Source organism: Longispora fulva (assembly GCF_015751905.1).
Lineage (GTDB): Bacteria > Actinomycetota > Actinomycetes > Mycobacteriales > Micromonosporaceae > Longispora > Longispora fulva.
The window spans coordinates 2180877-2197853 of sequence record NZ_JADOUF010000001.1 but is presented as its reverse complement, the minus strand read 5'-3'; the positions used below and the strand labels follow the sequence as shown (position 1 = coordinate 2197853).

Here is a 16977-nt window from a genome sequence, read left to right as displayed (position 1 = left end):
GGCTGGCGGCGGCCCGGTTTTCGGCTACCTCAGGTCTTTGGTCATGAACACGCGGGTCGTGCCGGGTGGGTCGCAGGGGATTTCGCCGAACACCTGCCAGCCGTGCCGCTTGTAGAAGTCGGGTGCCTGGAAGCTGATGGTGTAGAGCACGGCGGACCGGCAGCCGCGCCGGCGACCTTCGGCTTCGGCACGCCGCAGGATCTCGCCACCCAGTCCGGAGCCGCGAAGCTCTCGCGGCAGGTGGAACAGGTCGACGAAAAGCAGGCCCAGTGAGGTCCGCCCGGTCAGGCCTCCGAGCACGCGGTGCGTCTGCGGGTCCCGGACCAGGACGGCCAATGGGCGGTGATCGTTGAATCCAGTCACTTGCGCGTTGAATTCGGTGAGCGAGTCCGCGATGAGCGCGACATCGCCCGCGTCGGGCGCGTCGGTGACGACGATCTCCGGAAATGACGGCGTCTCGGGGTCTGTCGACTCGTCCATTCCGCCGGGCAGGGGCACGTTCGCCATCGGATCGTTCATGAGCCGACCCTAATCCGAGGGTCTGACATCGCATTAGGCGTGCCGATCCCGATGCCCAGCGCAGTCCAACCTTCGCGGGCGACGCTCATGGTCTGCGATCGCCTGTCGTTTCGCCGGGCCCGAGGGCAACCCACGAACCCGGCGTGCCGAGTGGCGCCGATGGTGAACGCTGGCAACTTCTGTTACTCGAAGGGGATAGGTCGCACAGAGCCGGTTAGGACTGCCCTTCGTCCATGAGCCCCCGCGGCTGGGCGGTGGGCCCGTCGGTGTCGGGCGCTCCCTCAGCGACCTCGCCTTCCGTGCCGGAGACGGAATTGATGACCAGATCCTGCTGATCGTCGGCGTACTCGTCGAACTCGGGCATCACACACACCTTCCCCCGAAGTCGGCCCGCTGCCGACCACCTCGCCGATCATCGCATAGCGTGGCTGCTCTGTTACTCAAGGTATCAGGCGAGTGGTGTGTGAGGCGGTGGGCGGAGCAGGTTCACACGTCGGGCTCGGCCAGCGAGGCGAGCCGGCGGACCGCGACTCCGCTGACGCAGCTGCCCCGCGACGGGGCGGCATCGGGTTGAGCGCGGTGGTCAGCCTGCTGACCATTGTGGCTGACTGCCGGACGCGTCAGCCGTCGGCGTCGCGCAGCGACGTCGGGGTCAAGAACGGCCGCAGTGGCCCGGCGTGGCCGTCCGCAGGCATCCGCCGCGCCATCCCGGCCAACAGGTCGGCGACCTGGACGCGTGGATCGTCCCGGGAGTCCGCCATCACCAGCCCGGCCAGCGGCGACGGCCCGGCGCCGACGGCCAGCACCCGTTGCAGCCGGCCGAGGCGGCCGGCGGTGAGCGCGCTCTGCTCGTCGTGGACGACCAGCACCCGCCGGTGTCCGTCGCTCCAGGTCAGGACGGTCTCGGCCACCGCCGGCAGCAGCGGCTCCAGCGGCGGTGGGATCGCCGGGTCGCCGGCGCGCAACCGGTCCACGATCGCCCGGACCCGAGGTCGGCTGAGCCGGTCGAGGACGGCGGCGGCCTGCGGTTCGAGTCCGGTGCCGGCCAGCGCGTCGCGGGCGCGGAGGAACCCGTCCACGGCCTCGGCGGCCGGCTGCTGCCGCCGGCGTTTGGTCCGAGCCAGGTCGACGAAGGCCGTGAGGAACACCGCCCAGTCCGGGCCGGCCGATCGCCCGGCCCGGTAGAGACTGACGGCGGTCGGCCGATGCCGCTGGGTCAGCCGGGTACCGGCCGCGTACGTCGGCTTCACCAGCAGCAGGTCCACGATCCGGGTGACGAGGAAGAACTCCTTGTCGACCAGGTGTACCCGGGCCCGGCCGTCCAGCGCCGTGAGCAGCCAGTCCAGTGCCTGCGGGGCTCCCGGGCCGCGGCGGAACTGTCCGGACTTGAGCTCGGTGGGGGAGAAGTCGAACCGCGACCGCAGCCGCGCGATCAGCTCCGAGGCCTCACCGGTGGCCAGGTCGACGCTCGCGTGCGTGATCACCGGGCTGCCCGGGTCGAGCAGGTTGGTGCCGGAGAACCCGGACTCGTCACACGCGATCTCCACGACGTCCCCGACCAGGGGAGTGGCCGGCGGCATCCCGCCCTGGAGCGGCAACCTCACGACAACCAGATCCTCACCATGCCACCATCCTCGTCGCGCCACCCCGATCCCACCAGCGATTAAGAGGTGTCAGCTGGCGTGCGCAAACGACGTTCAAGTGTGGTCAGGTGCTGCCCCTCCACACGTTGCAGGCGGCGGCATGGGCGCAGGGGAAGACGTCCCTGCCCCACCGGAATCCTGTGCGCTCGAAAGGCTCCAGGTCGGCGTGCACCACCTTGCCGCCCCGAAGGACCTCGCACGCCGCCCCATCGGGGCGCCCGACTGACACCTTGGGACACCGCCACGGATATTGCCTCAGCGGGTGACGAGTTGCACGGTCAGCGCGTGATCCACCATGCACCCGGCCGGGATTTTGGCGGGCCGGCCGCGCACGGTCACCCGGTCACCGTCACGCAGTTCACCGGCGGATGCTCCGAGGAGGGCCCAGCGGCCGGAGTCGGCGTCCAGGACCCGGCACCCGGCGATCGAGGAGACGGTTCCGGTGAGGGTACGCGGCGGTCCGACCGGGTCGACGAGCTGAGGATCGCCCGTCGGCTGGTCGGCCGGTGGATTCGCCGGCGCGGATCGGCCGGCCTCGGGTTTTGGGGACTCCTCCGTCGCGTTGGAGTGCGAGGTGGGTCCGGACGGGCTCGGGGCACTGTGCGCCTGGGCGGACGGTGTCGCCGCTCGCGGGCTGCCGGCACCGGCGGGCGTGCTGTTGGCGCATCCGGCGAGCAGGAGCGTCGCGGCGGCGAGGGCGAGCAGTCGTCTCATACCGCCTTGGACTCCCCGGTCCGCATGGCGGTTCCCCTGTCCGGGCACCTCACCCACAGCGACCTCCACAGGCACCAGCGTGCTCCCGGCCCACGTTACCGGTTCCATAAGAGAGTGTCATCGACCGTTGCAATTTGATATACCACTCCGCCGAACGGCTAACGGAGCCTGTTATCCGTACAGGTCAGGGACTGCCGCCACAACGTAAGCGGAACGTCATCCGAAAGGGACCTTGTCCTGTGGTTCCCGCGTCTGGTGCAGTGTGCGCCGATGGAGGGAGACCAACACATGCGGATACTTTCACGCCGCCGTCTCGCCGTGGTACTCGGCGTCACTCTCGCCGCCGCGATGCTGGGCGCCACCGGTGCCCACGCCGAGGACGACGAGGGCGGCATTCACCACCCCGAGGACGCCACCGGCGACAAGGTGATGGCGGCCGACCAGTTCCAGACGATGCGCGCCGCCCCCGGCGACACGGTCAACGAGGCGGCCCTGTTCGCAGGCCAGGCCGCCGGGCAGAAGCTCCCGTCCCTGCGCGGGGTGTGGAACGAACTGACCGACATGCCCTACCAGAGCGACAGCCCCGACTACCGCGACCCGAACTGGTCGAACTCCGGAGCCGGTTCCGGCTTCGTGGGCGGGCGGATCTCGGCCCTGGCGACCGACGGTGCCTACGTGTACGCCGGTGCCGCCGACGGCGGCGTGTGGCGCTCGCGGGACCACGGGGACAACTGGACTCCGATCTTCGACAAGCAGTCGGTTCTCGCCATCGGCGCGGTCGCCGTCAACCCGGTCGACCACTCGGTGTGGGTCGGCACGGGCGAGGCCAACAACAGCGGCGACACCTACGGTGGCGACGGCATCTACCGCTCCGCCGACTACGGCCGCACCTGGGACCGGGTCGGAGCCTCCTACTTCGGGCTGCGCACCTCGCGGATCGTGTTCGACGGCGCCGGGCACGTCTACGCCGGCACCAGCTTCGGCCTGCTGCGCCACGACCTGTCCGGCTACGCCACCCCGTGGACGACCGTGCTCGCCCCGGGCACCGGCGACCGGCCCTCCTTCACCACCGACGTCCGGGTCCGCCCGGGCACCTCTGGGAAGACCGTGGTGGCGACCATCGCGGCGCGCGGCCTGCGGACCGGCCCGCAGAACGGCTTCTGGCAGTCCACCGATAGCGGGGCGACGTTCGTCCAGCAGACCACCACCGGTGACCTCACCAACGCGGGCATCGGGCGCACGACATTCTCCTGGGACGCCACCGGTGTCTCGCTCTACGCCGTCGTGCAGAACCCGGCCAGCACCGGCACCCTGACCGGCGTGTTCCGCTCCGTCTCCGGCGACCCGGCCGGTCCGTGGACGAAGGTCGCCGACACCGCGTCGCTGACCGCGGCCGGCGCGCAGGGCTGCGGGGGCTGCCAGGGCTGGTACGACCAGTACATCGGCGTCGACCCGGCCGACCCGGCCCACCTGTACATGGGCCTGGAGGACATCTACGAGTCCTCCGACCGCGGCGCGACCTGGCAGGTGATCGGCCCGTACTGGAACTTCGGCCTGCCCTGCTGGAACGCCGACCCCACACTCAACACCTGCCCGCCCACCACGCATGCCGACCAGCACGCCGTCACCGTCGCCCCCGACGGCACCGCGTACTTCGGCAACGACGGCGGCGTGTACTCCCGGCCCGCCTCGCTGCGCCGGGTCGTCAAGTGGGACAACCACAACAAGACCCTGCACGCCCTGCAGTACTACTCCGTCGGCGTCGGCAAGGTCGCCGGCGGCGACGCGGTCTGGGGCGGCCTGCAGGACAACGGCAACTCCCTCCTCCTGCCCGGCGCGGCCCAGCAGGTCTCCCCATCCGGCGGCGACGGTGGCCAGGTGATCGTCGACCCGCACGACGGCAACCGGGCCGTCAACGAGTACGTCAACCTGACGACGTACTACACGACCACCGGTGGCAAGTCGACCGGTGGCGAGGCGTTCACGACGATGAGCCCGTCGTGCGGCAACCCGATGGGTGACCTGCCCGCGCTGTGCGACCCGAACACCCTGTTCATCGCGCCGTTCGCCGCCGACCCCGGCAACATCGAACACTGGGTCGCCGGCGGCCGCTACATCTGGGACAACACCAAGGGCTTCACCGGCACCTGCGGTGCTGCGGCCTGTGACTGGACGATGGTGCACGACACCGGCGCGCAGACCACCGCGGTCGCCACGGCCGGCGGGGTCACCTACGCCGGCTGGCAGCTCAAGGGCACGCCCTACAAGTCCGGCATTGACACCAACGCCGGCGGCATCTGGCACCGGCTGGCCACCCCGAACCTGCCCAACCGCTACGTCACGTCCTTCCTGATCGACCCGGCCCACCCGGCCAACGTCACCGTCACCTACGGCGGCTACACCGACGCCTTCACCGCCGGCGGCGGCAAGGGCCACGTGTTCACGTCCACCGACTCGGGCGCGACGTGGATCGACGTCACCGGCAACCTGCCCGACCTGCCCACCATCTCCGTGGTGCACTGGCAGGGCAAGCTGATCGCCGCCACTGACGCCGGCGTGTACGCCAGCCTCGACGGCGCACCCGGATCCTGGTACCAGCTGGGCATCCTCCTGCCCAACGCCGCGTCCATGCAGCTGACCGTCGCACCCGACGGCGACTACCTGCTCCTGGCGACCCACGGCCGCGGCATCTGGACGCTGGGCCGCCACCACGGCCGCAACCACGACGACCTCAGCGACGACTAGGCACCACCCCGGAAAGGTCCGACGGCCGGCGCGTGCTCCCCACGCGCCGGCCGTCGAACGCCAGGCGAGAAACCGTGGCGGACGCGTGTCACACGGTCTCGTTGTCGGGCGCCCGGCCGGGGCTGACCAGTCGCAGGACCCTGGGGAGGACGAAGCATGCGGCGAGAACGGCGACGCCGCCGGTGACGGTGAGTGCGAGGCGGAGGAGGGCGGTGGACTCGCCGCTGTCGTGGCCGCCGACGAGGAGTACGACGGACATGGTCAGCAGGGTGCTCTGGAGGGTGTAGCTGCCGGCGACCCCGGCGGAGGCCACACCGAGGAGCAGGCCGAGGCCGAGGAGCACCTCGTTGTTCGTGATCACCGTGGTCGTCACCGCGGCGGCCACGGCGCCGAGGACGTTGCCGACGATGCGTTCGACAGCGCGTCTCCTGGAGGCCTCGAGGGAGGGTTGGACGACCATCAGGATCGTCAACGCGACCCAGTAGCCGTGCGGCACGCCAGCGGCCGTCGTCACGAGCGTGGCCGGGCCAGTGAGCATCGCCAGGACGACACCGAACACGGCGGCTCCCGGTAGCGTCACCGCCTGGTCGGGTGCCGGCGCGGGGAGGTGGAGTCCGCCGAGCAGGACGATGCCGTACACGGCCCCGGCGAACAGGGCCACACCCAGCCCCACCGCGTGCCGGGGCGAGGTGGGTGCGTGCAGGACCACCCCCGCGACGGGTACGAGCACGACAGCGCTGTGCAGTCCCCAGCGCGCCGACAGCCCGGCGGCGAACGTGGCCAGCGCGACCAGCGCCGCCAACGCCCAGGGGTGCCCGCCGAGGAGGTTGGCGACCGTGACGACGAGCGCCGCGCCCCCGCCGGTGACCAGCGCCGCACGGGGCCCGTGCCGCAGCCGGACGGGTCCGAAGAGCACAACGCCCAGCAGGAACGCGACGGCGACGCTGGAGGACGTGAGTCGGTCGAGCGCGGCGGTGGGCACGATCAGGAGAACCAGTAGGACGATCACGCCACCCGCGCGTCGCTGCATGCCCACCATCCTCCTCGGTCGAGCCTGTCAATGGTGGCCCGTGGGCCGGTACCCCGACACCACCCTGGCCACGACCGACACCAGGTACAGCTGTCCCACCAATGCCTCCGTGACGGCGACCGCGCGGGCGATGTCGCACCCCGGCGAGATGTCGCCGTACCCGATGGTGGTCAGGGTGATGACACTGAAATACAGCGCCGTCGAGGAGTCCGGGCGCCCGTGGACACCGTTGAGGTAGCCCTCGACGAACTGGCCGCCGACCTGGTGTGCGGCGCTGAATAGCAGCGCCAGCAGTAGGTACACGGACAACACGCCGCGCAAGGCGACGCCGTCGATGGCCTTGGACGCCAGGACCGCCTGTCCGATGGTGACGATCATGACGGCGACGAGCACCATCGTCGCAGCCCCCGACAGCACGGCCGCGGCCCGGCCACTGCCCGACAGGCCCACGAGCACGGTCGCTCCGCACAACACGATGCCCAGTCCCAGCGCGACCCCGGCCCAGTCCCGGTTCCCCTTGCGTGCCCGCAGCGAGATCGCCAGCAGCACGCCGAGGATCGCCAACCGCGCGGGAGCTGACGCCTTCTCGCCCGGGCCGAGGATGATCAGGACGTAGGTGGCGATGATCCCCAGCAGCACATACCGCGATCCCAGAGATCTCACGGTCCGACCTCCGGGATGCGTGAGCACACATCGTCAGGCCGGCGCGCCACCCGCCGCACCGTCATCTGACCAGTGTCGTCGAGCAGGTCGGGACCGTGGGGCGAATCCGCGTTTTCGGCCGCCCGGGTGTCTGGTGGTGTGGTCGCGAGGTGTTACCGCATGGTTCTGAATATCCAGGGGGCCGTCAGGGCTTCCCGGAACGGGGTCGGAAGGGCCAGTCTCGGGCTCACCGGCCGCCGTTCGTCCGGTGTCACCCCGGGCCACCTCCACGCGCCCGGGGTGGTCGGGCGGCGGCACCACTCACCCCTCAGGAGTACACATGTTCAGGAGACAGGTGGCCTTCGTGGCCTCCGCCGTCGCCGCCCTCGCCACCGTCGGCGCGGGCGTGGCGATGGCGGCCCAGCCCCCTACGGGCACCGCCGCCGCTGTCGCGGCGGTCCCGCGTCCCGACCACGTCGTCATCGTGGTGTTCGAGAACACCGACTACGCCGACATCATCGGCAACCCCAGCGCCCCGTACTTCAACTCCCTCGCCGGCCAGGGCGCGAGCTTCACCCAGTCCTTCGGGGTCACCCATCCCAGCCAGGGCAACTACGTCGCGATGTTCTCCGGTTCCCAGCAGGGCGTCACCGACGACACCTGCCCGCGCAACCTCGGCAACGTCGCCAACCTGGGCAGCCAGCTGATCGGCGCCGGCTTCACCTTCAAGGGGTACTCCGAGTCGATGCCGTCGGACGGCTACACCGGCTGCTCCAGCGGCAACTACGCCCGCAAGCACAACCCGTGGGTCGACTTCAGCAACGTGCCGGCGGCCAGCAACGTGCGGTTCAGCGCGTTCCCGACCGACTACACCACGCTGCCGACGGTGTCCTACGTGGTACCGGACATGTGCAACGACATCCACGACTGCCCTATCCAGACCGGGGACACCTGGCTGCGCGACAATCTCGACGGCTACGCCCAGTGGGCCAAGACGCACAACAGCCTGCTGATCACCACGTTCGACGAGGACAACTTCAGCTCCGTCAACCAGATCGCCACGATCATGGTCGGCCAGAAGGTCGTTCCTGGCGCCTACTCGGAGCAGATCAACCACTACAACGTCCTCCGCACCCTGGAGGACGCCTACGGGCTGTCCGCGCTCGGCAACGCCGCCAGCGCGACCCCGATCACCGACATCTGGTCGACGACGACCCCGTCGCCGACCCCGAGCGCGAGCCCCACCCGCTCACCGAGCCCGACGCCCGGCCCGACGAAGACCCCGACCCCGTCCCCGACCTCCACGTCGGGGTGCGCGAACCCGGGCCAGAAGCTCGGCAACCCCAGCTTCGAGACCGGGACCGCCGCGCCGTGGACCGCCAGCGCCGGCGTGCTCGACAACGGCACCACCCAGCCAGCGCACTCGGGCTCGTGGAAGGCGTGGCTGGACGGCTACGGCTCCGCACACACCGACACCCTGTCGCAGTCGGTGACCCTGCCGGCCGGGTGCGCGTCCTACACGCTGTCGTTCTGGCTGCACATCGACACCGACGAGACCGAGAGCGTCGCCTATGACACCCTCACGGTCATGGCGGGCACGACGACCCTGGCAACCTACAGCAACACCAACGCGGCGACCGGCTACACGCAGCGCACCTTCGATCTGAAGGCGTTCGCGGGCCAGACCGTCACGCTGAAGCTCACCGGTGTCGAGGACTCCACTCTGAAGACGTCCTTCGTCGTCGACGACGCGGCCCTCACGGTCAGCTAGGCACGACGCTCCCCGAACCTGACAGGGCCGGACTGACACGCGCAGCCCGGCCCCCCAGGTCCAGCGCCGGCATCAACTGGGTAGCGCCGACCTGTGCGCGCTGGGACTATTGCGCGCATGACACAGAACGCGACAGCGGTGGCGCGGGGGTGCGTCTTCTGCGCCATCGTGGCCCGACAGGCCGAGGCCAGTGTGGTGCACGAGGACGAGACCGTCACGGTCTTCATGGACCTCAACCCCGTCACGCCCGGCCACCTTCTCGTCGTGCCACGCGAACACGCGGTGGGCCTCGAGGACCTCGACGAGGCCACGAGCGCTCACGTCTGGTCGGTCGGTCATGACATGGCACGAGCCTTGCGACACTCAAGCATGGGCTGCGAGGGAATAACATCCTCGTCTGTGACGGTGAGGCCGCCTTCCAGACGGTCTTTCATTTCCACCTTCACGTCATCCCTCGCTACGCGGAAGACGGCTGGACCCTCAAGGCCGCCTCGCCGGAACGCGACAGGTCACTCCTCGACAGCGACGCGCAAGCGATCAGGGACGCCATCGCCTCGACGGGCTGACCGGTCACATCCCTGCCACGATCCGCGCGGAACGCGAGCTCTGTCATCTCGGTGGGGTCGTACGTTCTTGTTCGCAGGTCAGGACGGGTTCGATAGCTCGTCGAGCCGGGCTAGGGAATCGTCCAGGTTGTTGAGTACGAGGAGTCCGGCCCGGGAGCCGCCCTGCCGCCGAATCACTGACAGGAGCCTGAGGGCTACCGGCCGAGCTGCATCTCGCCGACGACGGTGCGCCCGGTGGCCCGGGCCGCCCACGCCGCGCGAGCCTCGCTGCGTCCACACACCCAGACGGAGTGCGTGGGAGACCACTCCTCGCTGCACCAGCCTGTCTCGTGGACCACGAGCTCGACACCGTCGTACTTCGGGACCGACCACAGGTCTTCCTCCGGAGCCGATGGCCAGACCACCGACCAGCCCAGTTCGCCGATGTCGCGCCCCACCGTCGCGATGAACAGCTCCTCGACCCTGCCCGGCTCAACGGCATCCATGTCGATGTCCACCAGGAGATCTGGCACCGCCTCGATGAGCTCCGCCTCAGTGGACTTGAGGTCCCAGACCCGGCCGGTGCCGCTGGGATACCAGCTGAAGCGGTCCTCGGGGAGGTCCTTGAACAGGCGTGACACCACTTCCGCCCGCTCTGCAGGGACGCGCAGGTGGGTGCTCATGGGCCGTCCGGCGGATTCTGGCAGCGGCAGGTAGCGCGGGAGTCCCTGAGGAGTGGTCACCGCCGAAACGCTGACCTCCTGCACGCGATCGGCGAGCGCGACCAGTCGCTGGGCCAGGTCGAAAGCCGCGTCCAGATCGGTGGTGTGCAGCAGCGGATACATGTGTGCGTTTCCCATGGACGCAGTCTGGTCCCAGCGCCAGCCACCCACCAACCGGCCCCGCCACCTCTACCCGGGATGCCGAGGTGCCGGAGGTGAGGCCCTCGCGGTCTCCGAGGTCGGCGGGGTGGGGTGATCTTGGGGTGGCGTGAGGATCGGCCCGTCCTGCCACTCTGATGAGAATTGTGGTGTAAAACTACAATTTGTAACTCACACACATTCACGGGGGTGTCAATGAATCGTGTCCTGAGAGGCGCGAGTGTTGCCGTGCTGTCCATCTGCGTGTTGGTGGTGCCGGCGGCAGCCGGGGCTGAACCGGGCCGCGGCGAGCCGCTGAACTGGGTGGCGATGGGCGACTCGTACAGTGCTGATGTGCTCGTCCCGCCGTGGGACGCGCCCGCCGACAGCGACGGGTGCGGCCGTTCGGGGCGCAACTGGGAGGTGCTGCTGGCCGAGAGCCTCAACTCCGAACACCCGGACTGGGTACACCTGGACGACAAGACCTGTGGCAACGCCACGATCGCGGAGGGTGTCCTGGGGCCGCAGCCGGAAGCCCATCTCGCGGGACCGCCGTTCAACGGCAGGGACCATGGCGGCTGGAAGACCAAGCCGGCGCAGATCGGCGCGGTCGGCGCCGACACCGACATCGTCACCGTCGGCATCGGTGGCAACGACTTCGGTTTCGGGGAGGTCATGACCAGGTGCCTCGAGATCGGCGCGGACCAGACTCTGCCGATCAAGTACTGCAAGACCTACTACGAGTCGGAGGAGGGGCAGCACTGGCTGAACGAGCGCTGGCAGATCCTCGAGCACGACCTGCGGACCATGGTCGCCGACATTCAGGCCAGGGCGCCGGAAGCCAAGGTGTTCCTGCTCGGTTACCCCAACATCGCGGCATCCTCGGTGGGGTGCAGCTACGGCAACTTCCACCAACTCGGGACGATCCGGCTGACCAACGACATGCCCTACCTCAACACCTTGCAACAGCAGGTCAACCAGAAGATCGCGGACGCCGCCGAGGAAGCCCAGGCGACCTACATCGACACCTACACGTCCAGCAAGAGTCACGGGGTGTGCGCGGCGAGCACCGACCGCTGGATGTACGGCGTCTTCGCCAACCTGACCATGCCTCCGGGGGTGGACAAGCCCTCTAACCCGAAGGAGTACCAGTGCCCGGCCCGAGACCTGGTCCCGGCTGGCCTGCCGAAGGGTGAGGCCTGCACGTTCCTGCACCCTAACTACTACGGGGTACTCAACCAGCGCAACCAGGTCCAGAACGCTTTCCAGGCGGCGGGACTGACGCCGTAGCGCTGTCCTGACCGACCAGCCAGACGGGAGGACCCGAGTCCGGATGGCCCTCGCAGCCCGGCCGACTCAGGCCGGGCTGCGAGGTAGTCCACCCGGTCGCGGCGACCGGGACAGCGCTGCGGCGGCTGGCCCGCCGGATCCGGCACCTCGACGGCGAGATCAAGGAAGCCGATCTGAGGAGCGGGCCCTCAGGATTCGCGGAACCAGTTGGCGAAGTCGCGGGTGCCGTCCCAGAAGTCACGCAACGAGACGATCTCGCCGTCGGTGACCCGGAAGATCTGGACCAGGGTCAGCTCCGTCGGGCCATCCGGTGTGATCAGCCGGGTGTCGATCTCGGCGATCACCGTGCCGGGGTCGGTGGTCTCGTGCCAGGCCAGCCGGGTGCCGGCGAAGTCCACCGTGTCCGGTGACTGGGCGGCGCGGGCATGGTAGCGGTGCAGCATCTCCCGGATCGCCTCGCGGCCGGCGAACCTCCGCGTCACGCCGGCCGGGGCGAACGGCAACTCCAGCACACCATCGGGGGCGAACAGATCAGCTTGGGCGTCAGCGTCGTGGTGGGCACCGAGGTAGGCGTAGCGTTCGAAGACTTGCCGCGGCGAAAGACTCATGATTCAACCATAACCGGCGGTACGCGCCGGGCCGGCAGCCACAACTCCGACAGCACCACAGCGCACCCTCCGTAGCACGCCCGCTCCCCGCCGCCGGCCCCACCACCTGCCCGAACGCGCACTTTCCACTGCGCTCCCGCCGTCCACCATGACCCTTGCGACCGTCCCGTGCCGGACCACACAATCTCCACCATGACCGAGCGCAGTCCTGCCGCCGGGTCGCCCGGCCGGCAGCGGAGCTCGCCCCCTGCGACCCGCCCCGCCCCGCGGCCGGCTCGCATCCACAGTCCAACAACCGCCGAACACCTGACCCACCTGCAACGACAGGTCGGCAACGCGGCGGCCACGGTGTTCCTGCAGCGCAGATCGAGGGCCGCCGACCTCACCGCCCCGTACACCGATCCGGCCGCCATGGCCACGCTGTCGGCGATGCCCACCGCCGATCTGGTGGACACGTTCGACGACCCGGCCGCCGCCACCGGTGCCCGGGGACTGCTGGCGGCGCCCGGCGCGCTACCCGCCACCAGCCGGGACCGGATCACCTGCGCGCTGCGTGCCTGCCTGGGCCCGATCGACCCCACCTTCTACGTCGCCTGGAGCCACCTCGACCCGACCGACCAGGCCCTGCTGATGGCGCGTGCCGAGCGCACCGAGAAGGGCGCGAGCCTGCCGGCCCGACGGATCGCGGTGATGGGCGGCGGCCTGATCGGCATGGTGCGCGCCGGGGCCTACCCGGAGGCGTTCGCGTTCCTCAACGGCCTGAACATGGCCGAGATCCTGACCACCCTGCTGAGCGCCCGAGGCGCGGCGGTCGAGCGGCCCGTCGGCACGGCGTCGGGTGCGCCGGCCCGCACCGCGCTGGCCGACCTCGGCGCGCACCTGACCAGTGCCGTCGGCGTGAACACCGAACGCCTCCGGCTGGCGATCGAGGCGGTCGGGTTCGGCGGCGGTGACTTCGGCAAATTCGTGGCCGCCCAGCCCGCTGTGCACAGCGCCGCGCTGCTCGATTTCGAACGCAACGACATCAAGGCGTTCCTGTCCGGCTCCGGCGTGGCGGACCTGGACGCGGTCCTCGGGGATCCGAAACTGTTCGTCGGCGGCCAGTTCTTCTGGAGTGGCGAACTGTTCGACGCGGTGCAGGCCGAGCCGGCCGTCGCCGCCCTGCGGACGACCCCGGCGCTGCGCCCGTTGTCCACACAGCTCGACACGCTGCTGTCGGTCGCCGGGGACCGGGACAGGCCGACGTCGGAGGTCCAGCAGCTCGCGACCCGCTTCGTCTCGGCGGTCCGGGCCGCGGGCGCGCCGGCGGCCGACAGGCTGATCGCGCTCGCCTCGTTCGTCGGACCGGACGCGCTGGCCGCGACGGTCCCCGAGGGACAACGCAAGATCTTCAAAGGCCGGTCCAGGGAGTTCCTCGGCGGTCTGGGCCTGTACGACATGCTCGCCGGCCTCTACCTCGGCACCGGTGCCCAACCGCTGCTCACCTCCCACCTGAACGTCTTCAAACTGCACTACCTGGCCCAGGCCGAGGCCGTGGTCTGCGGCTTCCAGGCCGGCTTCCTGGCCAATCTGTACCGGAAGAAGGCCCGGGCGGCGGGGCATCCGGAGCCCGACCCGAAGGCCAGGATCGGCGGACTGATGGTGGCCGAGAGCTTCCGGAACGACTCCCGTCCGTTCACCGTCCGTGGCGAATCGGTGATCAGGGGCGATGTCTGCCGGTACGGCGCCGGCCTGGCCTCGGCGTTCGGCAGGATCACGGCGGCGCTGGACGCCGGTTGGCTGGTGCACGTCCGGGTGATGAGCGGCGAGGGCGGCGGGTTCCCCGGTGGCGAGCACTCGCTGATGGTGATCGGTCACCAGGGCAACACCCTGACCGCGTCGGACAGCGACCCCAACGGCGAACGGGACGCGATCCTGCGCACGGGGTTCACCACGCTGTACTTCGATCCGGCCACTCCCCGGCTGTCCACCGCGGTCAACGACGAGGAGTTCCCGGTTCCGCAGTCCGATACCAGGTTCCACCGCAACCATCATCACCGGTACCAGGTGCTGTCGGTCGCCGGCTGCGTGTAGCCGAGTACGGACCCGGGCACGTGGCTAGGCCGTGCCAGCTGGCACGCCGGGTGGACCGCCACCGCCGACCGGGTGTCCGGCGAGGCCCGCAATCTGGGAGGGCGGCGTCCTGAGCGGGGTTCTGTGCCGCCCCCGACGGGGCCGCACGGGATCGTCCAGGACCCCAGAGTTTCCCGGGCTGGCAGCCGTGAACTGGGCGATCGGTGAGGAGAGCTCAAGCGGACGCACCGGCATGCCCGGGGCCGTCACCGGCCATCATGGACCCACCCCCGCTGACGCGTAGCCACGAAACGCCTCGACTCTGATGTCCTCCGCCGCGATCCCGGCCGCGCGGAGCAGCCGCCAGACGGAAACCACAAATCCGGGGGTACCGCTGACGTAGTGGACCGGCTCTTCCAGGTCGAAAGCCGCTTGCTGAAGGAGGTGGTCGTCGATCCGGCCGACCGTGCCCGGCCAACCGGGGCCGGGTGCGCCGGTGAGCGTATGGAGTACCCGAAATCGGTGGTTGTGGTTCTCCAAGGTCGCCAACTCATCCCGGTAGGCGACCTCGTCCTCGCTACGGTTGCTGTAGATGAGGCGGATCGGGATCGGGAGCGCCAGATCCGCCGCGTATTCGGCCATGCCCTTGAGGGGGGTGATCCCGATGCCGCCCGCGACGAGGACGGCGGGGCGCGTCTCGTCCAGGACGAAGTCGCCGATCGGGCCGAAGACGCCCACCTCGTCCCCGGGCCGCAGGGCGACGAAGGCGCGTTTGAAGGGCGAGTCGGACGTGCGTGCGGCGTATTCCAGGTGTGGGCGGGTGGGGCTCGTGGCGAGCGACATCGGACGCGCGTCCAGGCCCACCTCGGTCCGGACCTGGAGAAAGGTGAACTGGATGGCGCGGAACCCGAACGTCGCCGGCTTGCCCACCTCGATCGCGTGCACGGTCGGCGTGAGCTGCCGCGCGGCGACGACCGCGACCCTGAAGCCGCTCGGCGGGCCGACCCCTCCATGCCCGCGGCCCGACATGGCCACGGGGTCCCCGGAAGTGACCCGCTCTGGCTGACCCCCGGCCTCGCGGTCGATCAACCTCATATTGGCCAGCTTAATCCACATCTATGCCAAATACGTTCCTGGCTGGCCAGCCAAGATCAATACCCGCGTGGCGAGCGTCCAGGCACTCCCACCGTCCCGTCTGACGCTGTCGTCGTCCGGCGCAAACGTGCGGGTGCGTTCCGGCCGAGCGCCGTCGAGCCGCTCGGAGAACCACCACAGCCACACGGCCGGGTCGCTGCAGCTCACGGGCCGGAGGCGGTGTCGCCGCATGTCAGGTAGGGATTGTCGCGCGACACGTGTTCAGGCCGGCTGCGTCGCCGGACCCATGGTGTCGACGTTATCGGGGACGCTGTTTGTGCCGGCTTTCCAGCAGGGAGACCATGTCGGCGATCCTGCGTGCCCGCTCGTCGGGGCGCCGCTTGGTGCCATCGATCCAGCGCAGATAGGCCTTGCGGTAGAACTGTGCCAGCCCGTCGAAGAAGGCGCCGGCCTCTGGGCTGTCGACCAGCGCAGCGGCGACGTCGGGGTCAAGGTCGGTCCGTTGCGGCCCTTCGGGAATCAGTTCGACGTCGACTGCATCGCCGACGCTGACAGCACAATCACGCAGCCAGGCCGCCCCGATGGGGAACCCGCAGACACCTTCGGCATCGGCTTCGATCACGCCACGAAACCCGCACCCATTGAGCGTGCCGGTCACTGGATGACGGGGCTTGACGCCCCACACCACGTCCGGATCGAAGGGAACGGTGATGAAACCGCCGCCACGCCCTCGGCCCGACAGGACGCCAAAGAACCGCTGTGCCCGCACTCCCGCATCCTCCCATCACCGGAGAGACCGTCGGCACTCTGGGCTCGCGGTCGTTGGGCGATGGCGTGGGCCGTGGGTGGAAGTGCTGTCAGAAGGGGGACTGCGTCCCGGAACCTGGCGTTGCTGACAGTCCCCAACCTTCATGGGTGGTACACCTAGGGCCGGTCGATCGGGAACAGGATCGGACTGAGCAGGTACAGCCGCCGGCCGGGCCCCGGCGTGTTGTCCGCAGTGGCGAGGAGTGCGCCGCGGACCTGTTCGATCATGGTGTCCAGCTCTTCCCGGCTCAACCAGAGCGGGACCTGCACGTATCCAACCGAGTCGGTGGTGGGGTCGGCGTCGGGCCGGTCGAGGTAGGCGTTGAAGTCGGCGAGCAGCGCGGCCATGGCGGCGGCGAAGCCGTGCCGGTGGTCGTCGGGAGTCATCGCGGCCGCGTCCTGTGGGCTGATCCTGGTCCGGGCCCGGTCGAGCCGGTAGGTCCGTTCGACCGCGCCGTGAACCCGCTGCTCGCCGGTGACCTCCAGCAGCCCGGCGTCGGCGAGGAGCCCGACGTGACGGTAGAGCGTGGTCTTGGGCACGTCGGGCAGTCGCTCGCCGAGCTCGGCGGTGGTGAGGGAGCGCCCGCCCGCGAAGGCGTGCACGACGCGGAGACGCACGGGGTGCAGGAGGAGATCGACGGTGTCCATGGCCTTAC

16 protein-coding genes and 1 pseudogene are annotated in these 16977 nt (G+C 69.8%); 6 read left to right on the top strand and 11 right to left on the bottom strand.

Annotated elements, in window-relative coordinates; genetic code table 11:
* Nucleotides 1-24 precede the first annotated feature (24 nt).
* The 4 genes from IW245_RS09745 to IW245_RS09730 all read right to left on the bottom strand — a co-directional run bounded on the left by IW245_RS09745 (nucleotide 25) and on the right by IW245_RS09730 (nucleotide 2876).
* Nucleotides 25-519 (bottom strand): GNAT family N-acetyltransferase, encoded by a 495-nt coding sequence (locus IW245_RS09745; RefSeq protein WP_197002846.1) that lies wholly within the window; start codon nucleotides 517-519, stop codon nucleotides 25-27.
* Nucleotides 520-733: 214 nt separating this feature from the next.
* Nucleotides 734-883: a hypothetical protein gene (locus tag IW245_RS09740; RefSeq protein ID WP_197002845.1), complete on the bottom strand. Its 150-nt coding sequence runs from the start codon at nucleotides 881-883 to the stop codon at nucleotides 734-736.
* A gap of 256 nt (nucleotides 884-1139) precedes the next feature.
* Nucleotides 1140-2123 (bottom strand): DUF3800 domain-containing protein, encoded by a 984-nt coding sequence (locus tag IW245_RS09735; RefSeq protein ID WP_197002844.1) that lies wholly within the window; start codon nucleotides 2121-2123, stop codon nucleotides 1140-1142.
* Nucleotides 2124-2417: 294 nt separating this feature from the next.
* The gene (locus IW245_RS09730) at nucleotides 2418-2876 is read right to left on the bottom strand and encodes a hypothetical protein (RefSeq protein WP_197002843.1); all 459 of its coding nucleotides are present in this window, start codon (nucleotides 2874-2876) and stop codon (nucleotides 2418-2420) included.
* Between the two features lie 288 nt (nucleotides 2877-3164).
* Here IW245_RS09730 and IW245_RS09725 point away from each other — a divergent pair, with 288 nt between their 5' ends.
* Nucleotides 3165-5621, top strand: coding sequence for a beta propeller repeat protein (locus IW245_RS09725; RefSeq protein ID WP_197002842.1), 2457 nt, complete (start codon nucleotides 3165-3167; stop codon nucleotides 5619-5621).
* 88 nt (nucleotides 5622-5709) lie between these two features.
* Here the strand turns inward: IW245_RS09725 and IW245_RS09720 are convergent, their stop codons facing one another.
* The gene (locus IW245_RS09720) at nucleotides 5710-6651 is read right to left on the bottom strand and encodes an FUSC family protein (protein WP_197002841.1); all 942 of its coding nucleotides are present in this window, start codon (nucleotides 6649-6651) and stop codon (nucleotides 5710-5712) included.
* A 27-nt stretch (nucleotides 6652-6678) separates the two neighbouring features.
* Entirely contained in the window at nucleotides 6679-7314 is a 636-nt protein-coding gene (locus IW245_RS09715; protein ID WP_197002840.1) for a potassium channel family protein, read from the bottom strand.
* Between the two features lie 319 nt (nucleotides 7315-7633).
* On the opposite strand from IW245_RS09715, the gene IW245_RS09710 reads away from it, so the two are divergent.
* The 3 genes and pseudogenes from IW245_RS09710 (at nucleotide 7634) to IW245_RS42615 (ending at nucleotide 9630) form a co-directional block, all read left to right on the top strand.
* Nucleotides 7634-9064: an alkaline phosphatase family protein gene (locus IW245_RS09710; protein ID WP_197002839.1), complete on the top strand. Its 1431-nt coding sequence runs from the start codon at nucleotides 7634-7636 to the stop codon at nucleotides 9062-9064.
* 117 nt (nucleotides 9065-9181) lie between these two features.
* Nucleotides 9182-9418, top strand: a pseudogene (locus IW245_RS42620) (HIT family protein); the annotation flags it as partial.
* 20 nt (nucleotides 9419-9438) lie between these two features.
* Nucleotides 9439-9630 carry an HIT family protein gene (locus tag IW245_RS42615; protein WP_197008426.1) on the top strand — a complete coding sequence of 64 codons (192 nt, stop codon included), beginning with the start codon at nucleotides 9439-9441 and terminating at the stop codon, nucleotides 9628-9630.
* 194 nt (nucleotides 9631-9824) lie between these two features.
* Here IW245_RS42615 and IW245_RS09695 read toward each other — a convergent pair whose 3' ends face one another.
* Complete coding sequence (locus IW245_RS09695) at nucleotides 9825-10454, bottom strand: hypothetical protein (RefSeq protein WP_197002838.1); 630 nt, start codon at nucleotides 10452-10454, stop codon at nucleotides 9825-9827.
* A gap of 231 nt (nucleotides 10455-10685) precedes the next feature.
* Between IW245_RS09695 and IW245_RS09690 the strand changes: the two genes are divergently transcribed.
* Complete coding sequence (locus IW245_RS09690; protein WP_197002837.1) at nucleotides 10686-11759, top strand: SGNH/GDSL hydrolase family protein; 1074 nt, start codon at nucleotides 10686-10688, stop codon at nucleotides 11757-11759.
* 188 nt (nucleotides 11760-11947) lie between these two features.
* Here IW245_RS09690 and IW245_RS09685 read toward each other — a convergent pair whose 3' ends face one another.
* Nucleotides 11948-12367: a nuclear transport factor 2 family protein gene (locus IW245_RS09685; RefSeq protein WP_197002836.1), complete on the bottom strand. Its 420-nt coding sequence runs from the start codon at nucleotides 12365-12367 to the stop codon at nucleotides 11948-11950.
* A gap of 192 nt (nucleotides 12368-12559) precedes the next feature.
* On the opposite strand from IW245_RS09685, the gene IW245_RS09680 reads away from it, so the two are divergent.
* Nucleotides 12560-14440: a hypothetical protein gene (locus IW245_RS09680; protein WP_197002835.1), complete on the top strand. Its 1881-nt coding sequence runs from the start codon at nucleotides 12560-12562 to the stop codon at nucleotides 14438-14440.
* Between the two features lie 255 nt (nucleotides 14441-14695).
* Here the strand turns inward: IW245_RS09680 and IW245_RS09675 are convergent, their stop codons facing one another.
* The 3 genes from IW245_RS09675 to IW245_RS09665 form a co-directional block, all read right to left on the bottom strand.
* Nucleotides 14696-15514 carry a ferredoxin--NADP reductase gene (locus IW245_RS09675; protein ID WP_197002834.1) on the bottom strand — a complete coding sequence of 273 codons (819 nt, stop codon included), beginning with the start codon at nucleotides 15512-15514 and terminating at the stop codon, nucleotides 14696-14698.
* Between the two features lie 298 nt (nucleotides 15515-15812).
* Entirely contained in the window at nucleotides 15813-16283 is a 471-nt protein-coding gene (locus tag IW245_RS09670) for a YdeI/OmpD-associated family protein (protein WP_233472407.1), read from the bottom strand.
* Nucleotides 16284-16438: 155 nt separating this feature from the next.
* The gene (locus IW245_RS09665; RefSeq protein ID WP_197002833.1) at nucleotides 16439-16969 is read right to left on the bottom strand and encodes a helix-turn-helix domain-containing protein; all 531 of its coding nucleotides are present in this window, start codon (nucleotides 16967-16969) and stop codon (nucleotides 16439-16441) included.
* Nucleotides 16970-16977 lie beyond the last annotated feature (8 nt).

What these genes read in the sequence shown, in the direction of transcription:
- IW245_RS09745 (WP_197002846.1), bottom strand. Translation starts at nt 519, where the DNA reads ATGAACGATCCGATGGCGAACGTGCCCCTGCCCGGCGGAATGGACGAG.
- IW245_RS09740 (WP_197002845.1), bottom strand. Translation starts at nt 883, where the DNA reads ATGCCCGAGTTCGACGAGTACGCCGACGATCAGCAGGATCTGGTCATC.
- IW245_RS09730 (WP_197002843.1), bottom strand. Translation starts at nt 2,876, where the DNA reads ATGAGACGACTGCTCGCCCTCGCCGCCGCGACGCTCCTGCTCGCCGGA.
- IW245_RS09725 (WP_197002842.1), top strand. Translation starts at nt 3,165, where the DNA reads ATGCGGATACTTTCACGCCGCCGTCTCGCCGTGGTACTCGGCGTCACT.
- IW245_RS09720 (WP_197002841.1), bottom strand. Translation starts at nt 6,651, where the DNA reads ATGCAGCGACGCGCGGGTGGCGTGATCGTCCTACTGGTTCTCCTGATC.
- IW245_RS09710 (WP_197002839.1), top strand. Translation starts at nt 7,634, where the DNA reads ATGTTCAGGAGACAGGTGGCCTTCGTGGCCTCCGCCGTCGCCGCCCTC.
- IW245_RS09695 (WP_197002838.1), bottom strand. Translation starts at nt 10,454, where the DNA reads ATGTATCCGCTGCTGCACACCACCGATCTGGACGCGGCTTTCGACCTG.
- IW245_RS09690 (WP_197002837.1), top strand. Translation starts at nt 10,686, where the DNA reads ATGAATCGTGTCCTGAGAGGCGCGAGTGTTGCCGTGCTGTCCATCTGC.
- IW245_RS09685 (WP_197002836.1), bottom strand. Translation starts at nt 12,367, where the DNA reads ATGAGTCTTTCGCCGCGGCAAGTCTTCGAACGCTACGCCTACCTCGGT.
- IW245_RS09680 (WP_197002835.1), top strand. Translation starts at nt 12,560, where the DNA reads ATGACCGAGCGCAGTCCTGCCGCCGGGTCGCCCGGCCGGCAGCGGAGC.
- IW245_RS09675 (WP_197002834.1), bottom strand. Translation starts at nt 15,514, where the DNA reads ATGAGGTTGATCGACCGCGAGGCCGGGGGTCAGCCAGAGCGGGTCACT.
- IW245_RS09665 (WP_197002833.1), bottom strand. Translation starts at nt 16,969, where the DNA reads ATGGACACCGTCGATCTCCTCCTGCACCCCGTGCGTCTCCGCGTCGTG.